At 65.6% G+C, this 15,096-nt stretch carries 12 protein-coding genes; 7 read left to right on the top strand and 5 right to left on the bottom strand.

All coding sequences use genetic code 11. The features are described 5' to 3' along the window. The first annotated feature begins 21 nt into the window (after positions 1–21). Positions 22–390, top strand: coding sequence for a PsiF family protein (locus tag ACODS0_RS09000; protein ID WP_055397983.1), 369 nt, complete (start codon positions 22–24; stop codon positions 388–390). Positions 391–468: 78 nt separating this feature from the next. Here the strand turns inward: ACODS0_RS09000 and ACODS0_RS08995 are convergent, their stop codons facing one another. Then, complete coding sequence (locus ACODS0_RS08995; protein WP_055397981.1) at positions 469–915, bottom strand: DUF2214 family protein; 447 nt, start codon at positions 913–915, stop codon at positions 469–471. A 203-nt stretch (positions 916–1,118) separates the two neighbouring features. Continuing rightward, a complete protein-coding gene (locus ACODS0_RS08990) occupies positions 1,119–2,486 on the bottom strand; it encodes a dicarboxylate/amino acid:cation symporter (RefSeq protein ID WP_488834390.1) in 1,368 nt (455 codons plus the stop codon). Positions 2,487–2,716: 230 nt separating this feature from the next. Between ACODS0_RS08990 and ACODS0_RS08985 the strand changes: the two genes are divergently transcribed. Continuing rightward, entirely contained in the window at positions 2,717–5,386 is a 2,670-nt protein-coding gene (locus tag ACODS0_RS08985) for a hybrid sensor histidine kinase/response regulator (protein ID WP_488834387.1), read from the top strand. A gap of 147 nt (positions 5,387–5,533) precedes the next feature. On the opposite strand, the gene ACODS0_RS08980 is transcribed toward ACODS0_RS08985, so the two are convergent. The 3 genes from ACODS0_RS08980 to ACODS0_RS08970 all read right to left on the bottom strand — a co-directional run bounded on the left by ACODS0_RS08980 (position 5,534) and on the right by ACODS0_RS08970 (position 9,209). Then, positions 5,534–6,181, bottom strand: a complete 648-nt coding sequence (locus ACODS0_RS08980; protein WP_487257311.1) for a response regulator — start codon at positions 6,179–6,181, stop codon at positions 5,534–5,536. Positions 6,182–6,207: 26 nt separating this feature from the next. Further along, positions 6,208–7,140, bottom strand: coding sequence for a LysR family transcriptional regulator (locus tag ACODS0_RS08975; RefSeq protein WP_121421459.1), 933 nt, complete (start codon positions 7,138–7,140; stop codon positions 6,208–6,210). A gap of 143 nt (positions 7,141–7,283) precedes the next feature. After that, positions 7,284–9,209: an acyl CoA:acetate/3-ketoacid CoA transferase gene (locus tag ACODS0_RS08970; protein WP_488834385.1), complete on the bottom strand. Its 1,926-nt coding sequence runs from the start codon at positions 9,207–9,209 to the stop codon at positions 7,284–7,286. 283 nt (positions 9,210–9,492) lie between these two features. Here ACODS0_RS08970 and ACODS0_RS08965 point away from each other — a divergent pair, with 283 nt between their 5' ends. The 5 genes from ACODS0_RS08965 to ACODS0_RS08945 all read left to right on the top strand — a co-directional run bounded on the left by ACODS0_RS08965 (position 9,493) and on the right by ACODS0_RS08945 (position 14,908). Then, positions 9,493–11,703 (top strand): malate synthase G, encoded by a 2,211-nt coding sequence (locus ACODS0_RS08965; protein ID WP_488834384.1) that lies wholly within the window; start codon positions 9,493–9,495, stop codon positions 11,701–11,703. A gap of 313 nt (positions 11,704–12,016) precedes the next feature. Further along, entirely contained in the window at positions 12,017–12,280 is a 264-nt protein-coding gene (locus tag ACODS0_RS08960; RefSeq protein WP_488834383.1) for a cysteine-rich CWC family protein, read from the top strand. 70 nt (positions 12,281–12,350) lie between these two features. Continuing rightward, entirely contained in the window at positions 12,351–12,539 is a 189-nt protein-coding gene (locus ACODS0_RS08955; RefSeq protein WP_010466444.1) for a 4-oxalocrotonate tautomerase, read from the top strand. Positions 12,540–12,596: 57 nt separating this feature from the next. Continuing rightward, on the top strand, positions 12,597–14,051 hold the full coding sequence (locus tag ACODS0_RS08950; RefSeq protein ID WP_488834381.1) for a DHA2 family efflux MFS transporter permease subunit: 1,455 nt from the start codon (positions 12,597–12,599) through the stop codon (positions 14,049–14,051). Between the two features lie 89 nt (positions 14,052–14,140). Further along, entirely contained in the window at positions 14,141–14,908 is a 768-nt protein-coding gene (locus ACODS0_RS08945; RefSeq protein WP_488834380.1) for a class II glutamine amidotransferase, read from the top strand. Positions 14,909–15,096 lie beyond the last annotated feature (188 nt).

The following is a 15,096-nucleotide window of genomic DNA, read 5'->3' as shown; positions in this document are numbered from 1 at the left end:
CACATCTCTACTGGAGCCCCTATGAACAAGCTTCTCTCCCTGACAGCCCTGAGCCTGGTCCTTTCGTTCGGCGCAGCCCACGCTGCCGACGCCCCTGCCGCCGGAGCCAAGGCCGCCGCCCCGGCCACGGCAGCAACCCCCGCCACGCCGGCAGCGCCTGCGGCATCGGCCGCCGCGCCCACCAAGCAGCAGACCCGCATGGCCACCTGCAATGCGGAAGCGGCGGACAAGAAGGGCGACGAGCGCAAGGCTTTCATGAAGACCTGCCTGAGCAACAAGCCAGAAACCCAGCAAAACAAGATGAAGGCCTGCAACGCCGACGAAAAAGCCAAGACGCTCAAGGGCGACGAGCGCAAGGCCTTCATGAGCGAATGCTTGAAGAACAAATAAGCCCTGCCAAAACAAAGAAAGCCGCTGCCCGTGAGGGTCAGCGGCTTTTTTCTGGGCGGAACGTCTTTCTTGCGACGCCTACCAGCCCCGCGCCCAGAACACCGCGATCACCGCCACCACGGGCAACACGTGGGACTGGATCATCACGAGGCGGCGTACCTTGGCCACCTCCTGCGCCGCTGGCAGTGCCCCCGTGCTGCGCAGGGCATGGCGCCAGCGGCGAAACACCAGCGAAGGCCAGAAGGACAGGAGAATCATGACCAGAATGATGGTGATCTTGATGTGAAACAGCGGCTGCGAGAGATACCACGAAGCCCCCTTGATGCCCCAGAGGACACGCGCCACGCCGCTGGCGATCATCAGCGCCCCCGCCACACCGTAGATCACATCCAGCCGCGCCAGACGCTCGACCACAGCGGCGTTCATCCACTCCATGCGGCACAGCGCCGCCTGGCTCGATAAAAAGACCACAAAGGTCAGGATGGCCACCAGGTGCAGGGCGGCGAGGACGGCTTCGAGGGTCATGGGGGTTTCCTTTGCAAAACCCAGGACCTCAGTGCGCGCTGCTTTTCTGAAACCCGGGTGGCCGCCATTTTGCTTGAGGAATTTCGCGACCGCCGCGCAACGCGGCATGCCGGTATGTGTGCCACCGCATTGCGTCCCCCCAAAAAAAGCGGCGCAGACCCGAGGGCCTGCGCCGCTTTGACCGAACACCGGAGCGGACGCGATCAGGCCACCGTGCGGGCCATCGCGCCTGCGGGCACATCCGCAGGCACCACCGGGGCCATGGCAGTGGCCGGGGCGGGCAGGTGATGACCGTTCAGCGCGGCATCCAGGCGCTCATGGTCCAGCGCGTTTTCCCAACGGGATACCACCACGGTGGCCACGGCGTTACCAATAAAGTTGGTCAGCGAGCGGCATTCGCTCATGAAGCGGTCCACACCCAGAATCAGCGCCATGCCGGCCACCGGCACTTCAGGCACCACGGCCAGGGTGGCGGCCAGGGTGATGAAGCCTGCACCGGTCACGCCTGCTGCGCCTTTGGAGCTGAGCATCGCCACCAGCAGCAACGCCACCTGGTGACCCAGCGTCAGTTCGGTGTTCGTGGCCTGGGCGATGAACAGCGCGGCCAGCGTCATGTAGATGTTGGTGCCGTCCAGGTTGAAGGAATAGCCCGTGGGCACCACCAGACCCACCACCGACTTGCTGCAACCGGCCTTTTCCATCTTTTCCATCAGCGAGGGCAAGGCGGATTCAGACGACGAGGTGCCCAGCACCAGCATCAGCTCGGCCTTCAGGTAGCGGCACAGCTTGAACACCGAGAATCCACACAGCCGCGCCACAAAGCCCAGGATCACCACCACGAACAGCAACGAGGTGATGTAGAACGAGCCCACCAGCCAGGCCAGATTGACCAGCGAACCCAGGCCAAACTTGCCGATGGTGAACGCCATGGCACCGAACGCACCGATGGGCGCGGCCTTCATCACAATGCCCACCACCTTGAACACGGGGGTGGTCAGCGCTTCCAGAAAATGCTGCACCGGACGGCCCGCCTCACCCACCAGTGCCAGGCCCACGCCAAACAGCACGGCCACGAGCAGCACCTGCAGGATGTTGTCGCCCACGAAGGGGCTGACCAGCGTCTTGGGGATGATGTCCATGGCAAACCCGGTCAGGCTCATCTCATGCGACTTGGCCACGTAGCTCTTCACGGCCGTCTGGTCCAGATCGGCGACGTTGATGTTCATGCCCGCGCCGGGCTGCACCACGTTGGCCACCACCAGACCCACCACCAGGGCCAGCGTGGAGAAGAACAAAAAGTACGCCATGGCCTTGCCAAACACGCGGCCCACGCTGCTCAGCTGCGACATGCCCGCAATGCCGGTCACGATGGTCAGGAAGATCACCGGCGCGATGATCATCTTGACCAGCTTGATGAAGGCATCACCCAGCGGCTTGAGCGCCTCGCCATAGGCGGGTTCAAAATGCCCGAGCAAGACACCCAGGACGATGGCGAGCACCACCTGGAAATACAGCTGCCGGTAAAAAGGCAGCCGCACGGGGTGGGCTGTGGGGGCGGAAATGGCGTGCATGGAGGTCTCCTGAAATCACGAAAGACTGCACCACCGGGGTGCGTCGAGGGTGCCGTTTGTACCGCCGCACGCTGTTTGAGCCGATAACCTATTGGTATTAGTCAGGGGCACCGCCATAGGGCGCCGCTTGCCCCAATATAGGGAAAACACCTAGCACTTGGCCGGGATGCGGCACACTCGCTCCCCGCAACATCCCAGCCTACGGACCGCGCCAGGAACAAATTTTCCCCATGACGATGACGCCCCGCCTCCGAAAATTCTGGACCCTGCTGATCCTGCTTGGGGGCATGGTGGGCAGCATGTTCATCGCCGGCCAATGGGCCTGGCAGCGTTCACTGCAGGAAGAAAACCGCAGCGTGCAGGGCCAACTGGCGCTCTACGGCCAGGCCCTGGCCCAGCGCATCGACCGCTACCGCACCCTGCCCGAAGTGCTGGCGCTGGATGCACAGCTGCGCAACGCGCTGACCCACCCACTGAGTGCGGCCGATGGGGAGCAGCTCAACCGCAAGCTGGAGCAGGCCAACGGTGCCAGCCAATCCTCCACCCTTACCCTGCTCAACCGCGACGGCCTGGCCGTGGCCGCCAGCAACTGGCGCACGGCCACCAGCAATGTGGGGGTGGACTACAGCTTTCGCCCCTACGTGCAGCAGGCGCTGGCCCAGGGGCGCGGCAGCTTCTATGGCATTGGCGTGACCACGGGTGAGCCGGGCTACTTTCTGTCTCAGGCCATCCACGACGACCAGGGCCAGACGCTGGGGCTGGTGGCCATCAAGATCGCGCTGCAGGAGCTGGAACGCGAGTGGCTGCAGACCACCGACATCGTGCTGGCGTCGGACGCGCATGGCGTGGTTTTTTTGGCCAGCCAGGATGCGTGGCGCTACCGCCTGCTGGAGCCACTGGACGATGAGGAACGCCGCGAGCTGAACGCCACCCGGCAGTACGCCGACCAGCCGCTGCGCCCGCTGGAAGTCCGCGTGGTGGAAGCCCTGGACACTGGCGGTCGGCTGGTCAGCGTGCAGGCCCCTGCCCTGCCCGGCCGCGTGCTGTGGCGGACCCAGCCCCTGCCCGGCACCCCGTGGCAGCTGCACCTGCTGCACGAGACACACAGCAGCTTCGCGGACAGCCGGTGGGCCGCTGCGGCAGGCGCGGGCGGCTGGCTGGCGCTGGGCCTGCTCGTGCTGTTTGTGCGCCAGCGCCAGCGCCTGTCCAGCCTGCGCCAGCGCAGCCGCCAGGAGCTGGAGACCGTGCTGCGCCAGCACGCCCAGGAGCTTCGCACCGCGCAGGACGGCATCGTGCAGGCGGCGCAGCAGGCCGCCCAGCAGACCGACACGGGCCTCTCGCGCAGCCTGGAACATCTGCCGCAGGGCGTGGTCATCATCGACGCCGACCTGAACCTGGTGGCCTGGAACTCGCGCTATGTGCAGCTGTTTCGCTTCCCGGCAGACCTGATGCGCGTGGGCCAGCCCATTGCCGACCTGATGCGCCACAACGCGCGCCGGGGCCTGCTGGGGCCCGGCCCGGTGGATGAGGCCATCGAACGGCGGCTGGCCCACCTGCGCAGCGGCACGCCACACCTGCACGAAAGCGCCAAGGACGACGGGACGGTGCTGGAGATCCGGGGTAATCCGCTGCCCGAAGGCGGTTTTGTGACCAGCTACGCCGACATCACCAGCTACAAGAACGCCGCACGCGAGCTGCGATCGCTGGCCGATGCGCTGGAGCAGCGCGTGGCCGACCGCACCCGCGACCTGGACGCCGCGCGGCGCGAGGCCGAGCAGGCCAACCGCTCCAAGACCCGCTTTGTGGCCGCCGCCGTGCACGACCTGCTGCAGCCCCTGAACGCCGCGCGCATGTTCACCTCGCTGCTGCGCAGCCATCTGCCAGGCGACGCCGAACGGCACGCCGTGGACAGCATCGACGGCGCCCTGGCCGCGCAGGACGCCATCCTCAACAGCCTGCTCGACATCTCGCGCATGGAATCGGGCCAGTTCGATGTGCACATCCACGACGTGGCCCTAGGGCCACTCTTGCAGGTGCTGGGCCACAACTTTGGCGTGCTGGCCGGAAGCCAGGGCCTGCAACTGCGCTGCGTGCCCACGCGCGCCGTGGTGCGCACCGACGACAACCTGCTGCGCCGCATCCTGCAGAACTTTGTCTCCAACGCCATCCGCTACAGCCGGCGGGGGCGCATCGTGGTGGGCTGCCGCAGGGTGGGCAATGACTACCTGCGCATCGAAGTGCATGACCAGGGCCCCGGCATCCCCGAGGCTCTGCAGCGTGAAATTTTCGAAGAATTCCGCCGCCTGGACGAAGGCCGCGCCGACGACCGGGGCGCAGGCCTGGGCCTGGCCATCGTCGAACGCCTGGGCCGCCTGCTGGGGCACGAGATTGGCCTGCGCTCGCAACTGGGGCGCGGCAGCGTGTTCTGGGTGTGTGTGCCGCTGGGCAACCCCGCCGCCGCGCAGCAGGCTGCGCCCCCCGCCACCACGCAGCAACCCGCCGACGACGCCCCCCTGCAAGGCAGCAGTGCCTGGGTCATTGATGACGACGGCCCTACCTGCGCCGCCACGCAGGCCCTACTGCAGCGCTGGGGGTGCACGGTGCCGCTAGCCGCTGGCGCGCCCGAGGCCCTGGCCGCCGCCCAGCCCGGCCAGGCACCGCAGCTGGTGCTGCTGGACGTGCACCTGGGCGCCGGCCTCCACGGCCCTGAAGTGTTCGCGCAGCTGTGCCAGCGCTGGGGCCAGACGCCTGCCGTGATCCTGGTCACCGCCGAGCGCGATGCCACCCTGCGCCGCCAGGCCGCCGAGCGCGGCTGGGGCTTTCTGGCCAAGCCCGTGCGCGCCCCCGCGCTGCGGGCGCTGGTGAGCCAGACGCTGCTGAGACAGGGAGCATCCCCCTGAGCCGCTGCGCGGCGGGGCGGCCCTTGCACGGCGCCTCGCGCAGGGTGCTGCGCCCGGTTGGATAGGCTGCGCTCGTCGCTACGCTTTTAGTAGCTGCCAGGGCTTTTTGGATAAGCGACAGCGGCCGTTTTGATGCAGATCTCCACCTCAGGAAGACACGCCGTCTTCCGTCTCCAGGCTTTTGACCAGCACCGCCGCCTGCGTGCGGCTGTAGCACGCGAGCTTTTTCAGGATGGCGGTGACGTGCACCTTCACCGTGTTCTCCGCCAACCCCAGCGCGGCGGCGATCTGCTTGTTGAGCAGCCCGTCGGCCAGGCACAGCAGCACGCGGAACTGCTGGGGCGTGAGCTGCGCGAGCCGCGCGGCCAACTCGGCGTCGGCCTCGGAGCGCTCGGCAGCCATGGGCGGGAACCCGCTGCCGCCGTCCAGCACGGCCTGAATGGCGTCGCCCATGGCGTCGGCAGGCGCGGACTTTGGGATGAAGCCTGCCGCGCCAAACTGCTGGGCGCGGCGGATGACGCGGGGGTGGTCGTTGGACGAAATGATGACCACGGGCAGCTCGGGGTATTCGCCGCGCACATGCAAGAGGGCCGAGAAGCCGCGCGTGCCGGGCATGCTCAGGTCCAGCAGCACGAGTTCGATCTCCGGGTGCTCCTGCAACGCCTGGCCCAGCGTGGTGGCGCTGGCCGCCTCCAGCGTGCGGTACTGGGGCAGGCGCTCGCGCAGCACGTGCAGCACGGCCGCGCGGAACAGCGGGTGGTCGTCAGCGACGAGGAGCGTGGGCGCGGAGGACATGGAATGTGCAGTCTGCCAAGGGGCCATCAGCCGCCCTGGGGGCCTTTCCAGAACGCGGGCTGCGCGTACTGGTGCTTGAGGTGCTCGATCCACAGCCGCACGCGCAGAGGCAGGTGCTTGCGCTGGGGGAAGACCACGTAGATGCCATTGGGCGGGGCGGCAAAGTCCTCCAGTACCGCGACCAGTCGGCCTGCGGCGATCTCGGCCTCGACCTCCCAGGTGCTGCGCCAGGCAATGCCCCAGCCACCCAGGCACCAGTCGTGCAGCACCTGGCCGTCGGAGCAGTCGAGCGGCCCGCCGGGCTTGAGGTGCATGACCTCCGTGGCGCCATCCGCAAGGGGCACCCGGAACGCCCAGCCGCGCGTCTGCGAGGCGTCGCTCGACAGCGTGAGGCAGTCGTGCTGCACCAGCTCGGCCGGGGCGCGCGGGGTGCCGCGCCGCGCCAGATACTCGGGCGTGGCCACGCACAGGCGGCGGTTGTCGGCGATGCGCACGCTCACGAGCGACGAGTCGGGCAGGTCGCCCACACGCACCGCGCAGTCAAAACCTTCGCCAGCCAGATCGACCACGCGGTCGCTGAGGTTGAGCGAGATGGTCACGTCCGGGTGCGCCGAGCGAAAACGCGGCACCAGAGGCGCGACATGGCGCCGGCCAAAGCCGGCGGGCGCGGTGATGCGAAGGTGGCCCGTGGCCTTGACCCCGCCTTCGGACACGCTGGCCTCGGCATTCGCCACGTCGGACAGCAGGCGCTGGCAGTCTTCCAGGAACGCGCTGCCCTCGTGCGTGAGGCTGATGCGGCGCGTGGTGCGCACCAAGAGCTTCACGCCCAGGTGCTCTTCGAGCGCATCCAGCCGACGGCCCATGATGGCGGGCGCCACGCCCTCGGCCTTGGCGGCTGCCGTGAGGCTGCCGCGCGTGGCCACCGATACAAAGGATTCGAAGGCCTTGAGTTTGTCCATGGGCGGTGATTATGGAGACATCTACGCGGGGGCCTGCACACGGCCGCTGCAGCGCGGAAGCACCCGGTGGCTGAAAAACCTGAGGCAAAAACAGGCCCTTGCGCTCGACCACATTGCCTTGATAGCTATTATTAATATAGCAATCAGGTCAATCGGGACTTGAGAAACCCCACGGTGCCGTAGCGCTTGACCTCCGCGTAGTGGTCGCGCGTGAGGCCCTGCACCATGGCCGCATAGGCATCCGCCAGGTCGGGCGCAATGGTGAAGTGGTCGTAGTTCACGATCACCGCCACGCGTTCGCCCCGCGTGGCGAGCGGGGCCAGCAGGTGGCGCACCTCCTGCTCGATGGCGGCTATGGTGCTGGCGGTGTTGATCTGCAGGCCCGAGAAGTCGATGTGCAGCAGTGGGCGTGCGGCGTCCAGCTCAAAGCGCTGCACCAGCGGGCGATTGAGCAGTTGCTCACGCAGGCCCAGCGGGCCGGGCTCGAACAGACGCATGTCCATGGTCTGCAGGCCGGGGCTGATGCGCGGCGTGAAGGACATGTGGGCGAGCACGTCGCGGTGCAGGTCGATGCCGGGGGCCAGCTCGATCAGCTCCAGCGCGCCGCCGCCCTCCGGCTCGCCCGAGGGCACCAGGCGGAACACGCAGCGCTCCGTCACATACAGCACGCGCTGGCCGCGCCGCAGGGCTTCGGCGCCGCTGAAGGTGCGGTGCTCCACCTCGCGAACGAACTTGCGTGCGCCCCCTTCGTGCAGGATGTGCAGGTGGCCGTCCACCGCTTCGACCTGCAGCGCGCCTGCCGTGAAGGTGCCGACAAACACCACGGTCTTAGCGTTCTGGCTGATGTTGATGAAGCCGCCCGCACCCGCCAAGCGCGGGCCAAACTTGCTCACGTTGAGGTTGCCGTGCTGGTCGGCCTGCGCGAGGCCCAGGATCGCAATGTCCAGGCCACCGCCGTCGTAGAAGTCGAACTGGTTGGGCTGGTCGATGATGGCCTGCGGGTTCACGGCCGCGCCAAAGTTCAGGCCACCCGCGGGAATGCCGCCAATCACGCCGGGCTCGGCCGTGAGCGTGACGAGGTCGATGATGCGCTCTTCAGCCGCTACGTTGGCCACGCCCTCGGGCATGCCTATCCCCAGGTTCACCACCTGGTGCGGGCGCAGCTCCAGCGCCGCGCGGCGGGCGATGATCTTGCGCTCGGTCAGCGGCATCGCCTCCAGGGTGTCCACGGGCACACGCAGCTCGCCCGCAAACGCTGCGCTGTAGGGCTCGGCAAAGGTCTGGTGGTGGTGCGCGGGCTCGGTGGCCAGCACCACGGCGTCGACCAGGACGCCCGGCACCTTGACCTGGCGGGGGTTGAGCGACCCACGCTCGGCGATGCGCTCGACCTGCGCAATGACCACGCCGCCCGAGTTGCGCGCGGCCATGGCAATCGCCAGCGCTTCGAGCGTGAGCGCCTCGCGCTCCATGGTGAGGTTGCCGTCCGCGTCGGCTGTGGTCGCGCGGATGATGCCCACATGGATCGGGAAGGCCTTGTAGAACAGGTAGTCCTGCCCGTCGATGGGCAGCACGCGCACCAGGTCTTCGGTGGTGCGCGCGTTGAGCTTGCCGCCGCCGTGGCGCGGGTCCACAAAGGTATCGAGACCCACGCGCGTGAGCGTGCCGGGCTTGCCCGCAGCGATGTCGCGGAACAAATGCGTGATCACGCCCTGGGGCAGGTTCCAGGCCTCGATCTGGTTGTCCACCGCCAGCTTCTGGATGCGCGGCACCAGGCCCCAGTGCCCACCGATCACGCGCTTGAGCAGACCCGCGTGGCCCAGGTGGTTGAGGCCACGCTGCTTGCCATCGCCCTGCCCTGCGGCGTAGACCAGCGTGAGGTCGCGCGGGGTTTGCGTGGACTCCCAGCGCTGGGCCAGCGCCACGGCGATGCTCTCGGCAAAGCCGATACCCACAAAGCCGCCGGTGGCCACGGTATCGCCGTCGTGGATGAGCTGCACCGCATCGGCGGCGCTGACGATCTTGTTCTTGTAGGCAGCGTTCAGCGCGCCAGCGGCCAAGGGTGCCTGCATGGATTTGTCTCCCGGTGGGGTTATTTTTATGAGCCAGGTCACGGCCTCGCAATAGGTTGCGGGGCCGCCCTGGCTCTTCGCGCAGCGTAGTGCTTAACCGGCCGGTGCGCCATTCCGTGCAACTACGGACTGTCGCCAGTTTTGCGTAAAAGTCACTGGTTTCGAGCTTTTCAGCGTATTTATGTGGGCAAACATTTGCAATACAGTCTGTCCATGGCCTTCTCGCCAAGGTCCGACATTTCTTTGATCCACGTTTCAACAACTCAACTCTTTAGGCACCCTCATGACCGACCGCACCGCAATCCACGGCCTGCAAGTGGCCACCTCCCTGTACCGCTTTGTCGAAGACAAGGTGCTGCCCGGCACGGGTGTCGATGCCGCCGCCTTCTGGAAGGGCTTTGACGCCATCGTGTCGGACTTGGCCCCGCGCAACATCGCCCTGCTGGCCGAGCGCGACCGCCTGCAGACCGAGTTGGACACCTGGCACAAGGCCAACCCCGGCCCCATCAAGGACATGGTGGCCTACCGCAGCTTCCTCGAAAAGATCGGCTACCTGGTGCCCCAGCCCGCCGAGGTGAAGGCGACCACCGCCAACGTGGACGACGAGTTGGCCACCCAGGCCGGCCCGCAGCTGGTGGTGCCCATCCTGAACGCACGTTATGCACTCAACGCCGCCAATGCGCGCTGGGGCAGCCTGTATGACGCGCTGTATGGCACGGACGCCATCAGCGAAGAAGGCGGCGCCGAAAAGGGCAAGGGCTACAACCCCGTGCGCGGCGCCAAGGTGATTGCGTTTGCGCGCCAGGTGCTGGACGACACGGCGCCTTTGGCCTCGGGCTCGCACAAGGATTCGACCGGCTACAAGGTGGAAGGCGGCCAGCTGGTCGTGTCACTGGCCAATGGCAGCACCACGGGCCTCAAGGACGCATCGCAGTTCAAGGGCTACCAGGGGAGTGCAGCAGCGCCTTCATCGGTGCTGCTGCAGCACAACGGCCTGCACCTGGATATCCAGATCGACCGCTCCACACCCATCGGCCAGAGCGACGCTGCGGGCGTGAGCGACCTGGTGCTGGAAGCGGCCCTCTCCACCATCCTGGACCTGGAAGACTCCGTGGCCGCCGTGGACGCCGAAGACAAGGTGCTGGGCTACAGCAACTGGCTGGGCATCATCCAGGCGACGCTGACCGAGCAGGTCGCCAAGGGCGGCAAGACCTTCACGCGCGGACTGAACCCTGACCGTGTTTACACGGCCCCCCAAGGCGGAGAAGTGCGCCTGCATGGCCGCTCGCTCATGTTCCTGCGCAATGTGGGCCACCTGATGACCAACCCGGCCATCCTGTGGACCGACGCGCAGGGCACGCAGCGCGAGATCCCCGAAGGCATCATGGATGCAGTGGTCACAACGGCTATCGCATTGCACGACCTACAAGGCCATGGCGCCAACGGAATCCGCAACTCCCGCAAGGGCAGCGTCTACATCGTCAAGCCCAAGATGCACGGCCCGGCCGAAGTCGGCTTTGCGGCCGAGCTGTTCGGCCGCGTCGAGAAGCTGCTGGGCCTGCCCGACAGCACCGTGAAGCTCGGCATCATGGACGAAGAGCGCCGCACGTCCGTCAACCTCAAGGCCTGCATCGCCGCCGCATCGAGCCGCGTGGCTTTCATCAACACCGGCTTCCTGGACCGCACCGGCGACGAGATGCACACCGCCATGCACGCCGGCCCCATGGTGCGCAAGGGCGACATGAAGACCAGCGCCTGGATCCAGTCGTACGAGAAGAACAACGTGCTCGTGGGCCTGAGCTGTGGCCTGCGCGGCAAGGCGCAGATCGGCAAGGGCATGTGGGCCATGCCCGACCTGATGGCCGAGATGCTCAAGCAGAAGATCGCCCACCCCAAGGCCGGTGCCAACACCGCCTGGGTGCCCAGCCCCACGGGCGCCACGCTGCACGCGCTGCATTACCACCAGGTGAAGGTGAGCGACATTCAGATCGAGCTGGAAAAGACCGACGTGAATGCCGAGCGCGACAACCTGCTGACCGGCCTGCTGACCATCCCCGTCACCGCCAACCCGAACTGGACAGACGCTGAAAAGCAGCAGGAGCTGGACAACAACGCACAGGGCATCCTGGGCTACGTGGTTCGCTGGGTGGATCAGGGCGTGGGCTGCTCCAAGGTGCCCGACATCCACAACGTGGGCCTGATGGAAGACCGCGCCACGCTGCGCATCAGCAGCCAGCATCTTGCCAACTGGCTGCACCATGGCGTGGTGACCGAGGCGCAAGTGCGCGCCACGTTCGAGCGCATGGCGGCCGTGGTGGACGGCCAGAACGCTGGCGACCCGCTGTACCAGCCCATGGCCGGCCACTTCGACACCAGCATGGCCTACAAGGCGGCCTGCGACCTGGTCTTCAAGGGCATGGAGCAACCCAGTGGCTACACCGAGCCGCTGCTGCACGCCTGGCGCCTGAAGCTGAAGGCCGCGCAGGCCGCCTGAGCAGCAGGCGGTGGCGCGCGCGTGGGCATCGCGCGCGCTTCAATGGGGCGATTGCTCCGTTTTTGATAGCTGCTTGCGCTTGATAGTAAAGCGCTAGCAGCTATTTTTGTTTAAAGTCTTCTTTCAACCCATCTCCACCTCGCTGCGCACAACCCAAAGTTGGTTTACGAACGTGCGACAGGTCGAGGGAATCGGCCCATGGCAGAGGGTTCAACCAGTTTCGCTCCGCAGCGGGGTATGTGCTTGCGCCGTACACTGGCCCTCGGCACGCCCGCCCCCGTGGCGGGCCACCCATCTGCAAGCCGAATCCGCCATGACTTCCCCTTCGCCCAGCGCTAGTAGCACTACCGATGCGCCCACCGCATCCGTCTGCCCCCTGTGCGGGCAGCCAAACCTCTGCGCGATTGCCGCCGGACAGCCAGCCGAGAGTTGCTGGTGCATGGCCCCCGGGTCCGTTGCCCCCGAGGCGCTGGTCGCGCTGCGGCCCGAACAACGGGGCAAGACCTGTATCTGCCCGGCCTGCGGATCACGCGGGAGGCCGCGCTCTCCGTCGTCGCCGCCGCTTGCACCGTCGTAGCAGCCCGCGTCGATATGATTTCGCCTTTGTTTTTTGTTTGTGCAACCACCCCTACTGCAAGGAAGCTGAAATGCCCACGTACCACGTCGAAATGATGGAAGGCCGCACGGTCGAACAAAAGAAGAAGCTGGTGGAGGAAATCACCCGCGTTTCCGTTGAAATCCTGGGCGGCTCGCCCGAGTCGGTGGACATTCTCATCACCGATATCAAGCGCGAAAACTGGGCCACGGGCGGCAAGCTCTGGTCCGAGCGCACCTGAGCGGCTCTTAGCGTTTTCGCCCTCGCACCGTTTCAGAAATTTAACGCACGCGACGCCATGACCCAGGCAGGCTCGCTGGCCGTTTTGAGGGAGCGCTACGGAGAGCGCTACCGCTGGCTGGTATTGCTGTCGGTCATGGTGGGAACGATGGCGTCGATCATGTCGTCCACTATCGTGAACGTGGCCATCCCCGACATGAGCCACTATTTCACGCTGGGCCAGGAACGCGCACAGTGGGTCACCTCGGGCTTCATGGTGGCCACCACAGTCTCGATGCTCACCACGCCCTGGCTGCTGTCGCGCTACGGGTACCGCGCAACCTACGTGGGCGCCATGTTGCTGCTGCTGGCGGGTGGCATTGGCGGCGGACTCGCCCAGGACTTCGGCCTGGTGCTGGTCGCCCGGGTGGCGGAGGGCCTGGCGGCAGGCGTTGTTCAGCCCGTCCCGGCCGTCATCATTCTTTACGCCTTCAAACCCCATGAGCAGGGCCGCGCCAGCGGCATCTTCGGCATGGGCGTTGTACTGGCACCCGCCATCGGGCCCAGCATCGGAGGCTTGCTGGTGGACTGGTTTGGCTGGCGCTCGATTTTTTTCATGGTGGTGCCGCTTTGCCTGGCGTCCATCTGGTTGGCTTACAAGTTTGTGCCCGTCACCGCCCCCGGCGGCGTGGAGGCCAACCGCCAAGGTGAGGCGCTGGACTGGCGCGGGCTCCTGCTGGGCACTGTGGGTACGCTGTGCTTGCTCAATGGCTTGGTGTCGCTGCATGGCGGCTCCGTGGCCGAAGCACTCGGCCTGCTGTCGGGCGCGGTGGTAGCCGTCGCGTGTTTCATCACCTGGCAGCGCAAGTTGCTGCGCATGGGCCGCAAGCCGCTGATGGATCTGCGTCTGTTTCAGTACCGCCAGTTCGCCATGGGCAGCGTGGTGGCATTCATTTACGGTACGGCCTTGTTCGGGTCCACCTATCTGCTGCCAGTGTTCATGCAGTTGGGGCTGGACTTGTCGGCATCACATGTGGGTACGCTCATGCTGCCAGCAGGATTTGTCCTTGCCATCACCATCGCGGTCGTGGGCCGGCTTGCCGACCGCCAGCCCACCCATTTTCTGGTCAGCATCGGACTGGGCTTGCTGGCGCTTTCGTTTGGACTCATGGTGTTTGTAGGCTTGGGCTCTTCATTGTCGATGCTGGTGGCGTTTGCAATTTTGGGCCGCATTGGTCTAGGCTTCATCCTGCCCTCGTTGAACCTCGGGGCCATGCGGCCTCTGGACAAATCACTTATCTCGCAGGGCTCCAGCACCATCGGCTTCTTGCGCATGCTGGGCGGGGCAGCCGGCGTCAGCCTGTGTGGCATCGTCCTGGAGTGGCGATTGAGCGCCCATGGCGCCTCGCTGGTCGCGGGCGCCAGCGGCCCGGCCCGTATCACTGCGTTCGGCGAAACCTTTTTGATGCTGACCTTGTTGTGCCTGCTGGCCTTGGTAGCCGCCTGGCAACTGCGGGAAGCCAAGCCCCGTTAAACGGGCCACCTATCGCCATCGCCTTCGCTGGACCGCATCGGGCATGATCTGGCTGCACCGCCAAGACTTCAGAGAAACGGAATCTCCCCATGTGCCAACTGCTCGGCATGAATTGCAATGTTCCCACCGACGTGACCTTCAGCTTCACGGGATTTGCGCAACGGGGAGGAAAAACGGATCACCACAGCGATGGATGGGGCATCGCCTTTTTTGAAGACAAAGGCCTACGACATTTTGTAGATCATCAGGCAGCGGTGGAGTCGCCGGTGGCAGAGCTGATCAGCCGATACCCGATCAAAAGCAAAAACGTCATCGCCCACATCCGCAAGGCGACCCAGGGCGTTGTCAGCCTTCAAAACTGCCACCCCTTCGTGCGTGAACTCTGGGGACGCTATTGGGTTTTTGCCCACAACGGCGATTTGAAGGATTTCCGCCCCCGCCTCCACTCGCATTTCCGCCCGGTGGGCGACACCGACAGCGAACATGCTTTTTGCTGGATCATGCAGGAGTTGGCAAAGTCCCATGCCAGTGTGCCGTCCGTCCCGGAACTGACCTTGACGCTGAAAGAGCTGGCCGCACGGATCAGCCCCCACGGCACCTTCAATTTCTTGCTCTCGAATGGTCAGGCGCTATGGTCCCATGCAACTACCAGCTTGTACTACTTGGAGCGGCGGTATCCGTTTGGACAGGCGCAACTGAGTGATGAAGACGTCAGCCTCGACTTTTCGCGAGAAACCAATGAAAAAGACGAAGTGGCCGTGATTGTGACGAGCCCGCTGACGACCAATGAAACCTGGACAGCGTTTGGTAAAAGCGAATTGCTGGTGTTTTGCGAAGGCAGAAGACTGGACGTCTAAGGCCTGGCGCTGTGCGCGCGATGCGGTCAAGAGGGCTTGCTCTCGGGCGGGAGCCTTTGGCCGTGTAGCTTCAGTGTCCGGAGAGTCGGCACGCAACGCTCTCGAAGCCATCCTGCACTGCATTAGCGTCATGCCCAAAGCAAAAAACCCCAGTCAGATATGACTGGGGTTTTCTGGGCTGTAAGAGC

Source organism: Acidovorax sp. FG60 (assembly GCF_057808995.1).
The sequence above is the reverse complement of the archived record's forward strand: the minus strand, read 5'-3'. Positions and strand labels throughout refer to the sequence as shown.

Excerpts from the sequence above, each read along its gene's own strand:
- ACODS0_RS09000 (WP_055397983.1), top strand. The coding sequence starts at position 22 with ATGAACAAGCTTCTCTCCCTGACAGCCCTGAGCCTGGTCCTTTCGTTC.
- ACODS0_RS08995 (WP_055397981.1), bottom strand. The coding sequence starts at position 915 with ATGACCCTCGAAGCCGTCCTCGCCGCCCTGCACCTGGTGGCCATCCTG.
- ACODS0_RS08990 (WP_488834390.1), bottom strand. The coding sequence starts at position 2,486 with ATGCACGCCATTTCCGCCCCCACAGCCCACCCCGTGCGGCTGCCTTTT.
- ACODS0_RS08985 (WP_488834387.1), top strand. The coding sequence starts at position 2,717 with ATGACGATGACGCCCCGCCTCCGAAAATTCTGGACCCTGCTGATCCTG.
- ACODS0_RS08980 (WP_487257311.1), bottom strand. The coding sequence starts at position 6,181 with ATGTCCTCCGCGCCCACGCTCCTCGTCGCTGACGACCACCCGCTGTTC.
- ACODS0_RS08975 (WP_121421459.1), bottom strand. The coding sequence starts at position 7,140 with ATGGACAAACTCAAGGCCTTCGAATCCTTTGTATCGGTGGCCACGCGC.
- ACODS0_RS08970 (WP_488834385.1), bottom strand. The coding sequence starts at position 9,209 with ATGCAGGCACCCTTGGCCGCTGGCGCGCTGAACGCTGCCTACAAGAAC.
- ACODS0_RS08965 (WP_488834384.1), top strand. The coding sequence starts at position 9,493 with ATGACCGACCGCACCGCAATCCACGGCCTGCAAGTGGCCACCTCCCTG.
- ACODS0_RS08960 (WP_488834383.1), top strand. The coding sequence starts at position 12,017 with ATGACTTCCCCTTCGCCCAGCGCTAGTAGCACTACCGATGCGCCCACC.
- ACODS0_RS08955 (WP_010466444.1), top strand. The coding sequence starts at position 12,351 with ATGCCCACGTACCACGTCGAAATGATGGAAGGCCGCACGGTCGAACAA.
- ACODS0_RS08950 (WP_488834381.1), top strand. The coding sequence starts at position 12,597 with ATGACCCAGGCAGGCTCGCTGGCCGTTTTGAGGGAGCGCTACGGAGAG.
- ACODS0_RS08945 (WP_488834380.1), top strand. The coding sequence starts at position 14,141 with ATGTGCCAACTGCTCGGCATGAATTGCAATGTTCCCACCGACGTGACC.